The organism is Arenimonas sp. (assembly GCF_019459675.1).
Classification (GTDB): Bacteria; Pseudomonadota; Gammaproteobacteria; order Xanthomonadales; family Xanthomonadaceae; genus Arenimonas.
Genome location: NZ_JAIBFH010000200.1, coordinates 1 through 1,431, shown reverse-complemented (window position 1 = coordinate 1,431; position 1,431 = coordinate 1). Strand labels below are relative to the sequence as shown.

The window sequence follows — 1,431 nt, the reverse complement described above, 5'->3', positions numbered from 1 at the left end:
CCCCCCCCCCCCCCCCCCCGCCCCCTGTTTGGGGGGGGGGGGGGCCGCGGCCCGCGCACGCAGAACGAAGGTTCGCGTGCGCAGCGGGCGGATGGCGTCAGTCATAGAACTTCCAGTTGCCCGGCAGCCCCTGTTGCAGTGAATCGCCGCGCAGGCGGGCCCGCACCAGGGCCACGGGCATCGGACCGCCCTTGAGGATGGCGTCGTGGAACTGGCGCTCGGTCATGTTGCCCTCAAGCACCATTTCCCGATGCAGCGCCTGGAACTGCAGGCCGCCCACCATGTACGCGATCTGGTAGAGCGGGCCGTAGTCGCCGGCGAAGCTGCGGCGCACTTCGGCGCGTGCGTTCTCGCGCTCGTGGCCCACGCGCTCCACCAGCAGGTCCACGGCCTGGTCGGGCGTCATCTTGCCCAGGTGGAAGCCCAGCGAGAACAGGATGCGGGCCGCGCGATGGCTGCGCCAGAACAGCATGCCGATGCGGTCTTCGGGCGTCTTGGCGAAGCCGCGCTCGTACAGCCGGAACTCCCAGTACAGCGCCCAGCCCTCGCCCCAGAACGGGGTGTCGAACAGTTCGCGCTGTGGCTGGTGGCGGGCGTTGTAGAAGTACTGCAGGTGGTGGCCCGGGATCAGCTCGTGGTGCACCACCGCGCGCGAGAAGTGGCGGTTGTTGCCGCGCAGCGCCATCAGCTTCTTGTCGTGGGGCATGGTGTCGGTGGGGAAGGCCACCCAGACGTCCTGGCCGCCCAGGAAGAACGGCGCCTGCAGCTGGTACTCGGGCGTGAGCATGGTCATGCGCCAGTCGCGCTTGGCCAGCTCGGGCACGGTGACCAGGTCGTTCGCTTCCAGGTAGTTGATGGCTTCATCGGCCAGCTCCACCACCAGCTTGGGCTGGTCACCCGGGGCAGGGTGGCGCGACTTGACCATTTCCAGCGCCGCACGCCAGTCGGACTGGCCCATTTCCGCCGCCGCCTTCTGCATCTCGCGCTGGCACCAGGCCAGCTCGCGCTCGGCCAGGTCAATCAGCTGTTCGGGCGTGTAGGCGATGAGTTCATGGCGCAGGTCGGCCAGCAGCGCCTCGCGGCCGATCGGGTCGCCGATGATGGTTTCCGGATCGTCGGCGCCGGCCAGCTTGTCGCGCAGCAGCTTGGCGTGCGACTGCATCTGCAGGTCCAGCGCTTCGTAGGGTTGCCTGGCCCACCAGGTGAACTGCGGGTCGTAGCCGGCGTGGAAGCCGTACCACTGCTTGAGGTCTTCGCGCACGCGGTCCAGCAGGCGCGCCGAACGGAACGCGAGGATGGGAGAAGTGCCCAACGCCTTGGGATCCTTGTCCAGCCGCGCCTGCAGCGCGGCCAGCGTGCGGCGGCTGCGGTCGAGCTGGTCGGGGGGGGGGGGGGGGGGGGGGGTGGGCAGGGGGCGGCGCGCGTAGGGGG

At 69.9% G+C, this 1,431-nt stretch carries 1 protein-coding gene; it reads right to left on the bottom strand.

The window, feature by feature from the left end:
* Positions 1–97: 97 nt before the first annotated feature.
* On the bottom strand, positions 98–1,431 hold a 1,334-nt coding region (locus tag K0M70_RS06895), incomplete at its 5' end, for a DUF885 family protein (protein ID WP_290780920.1).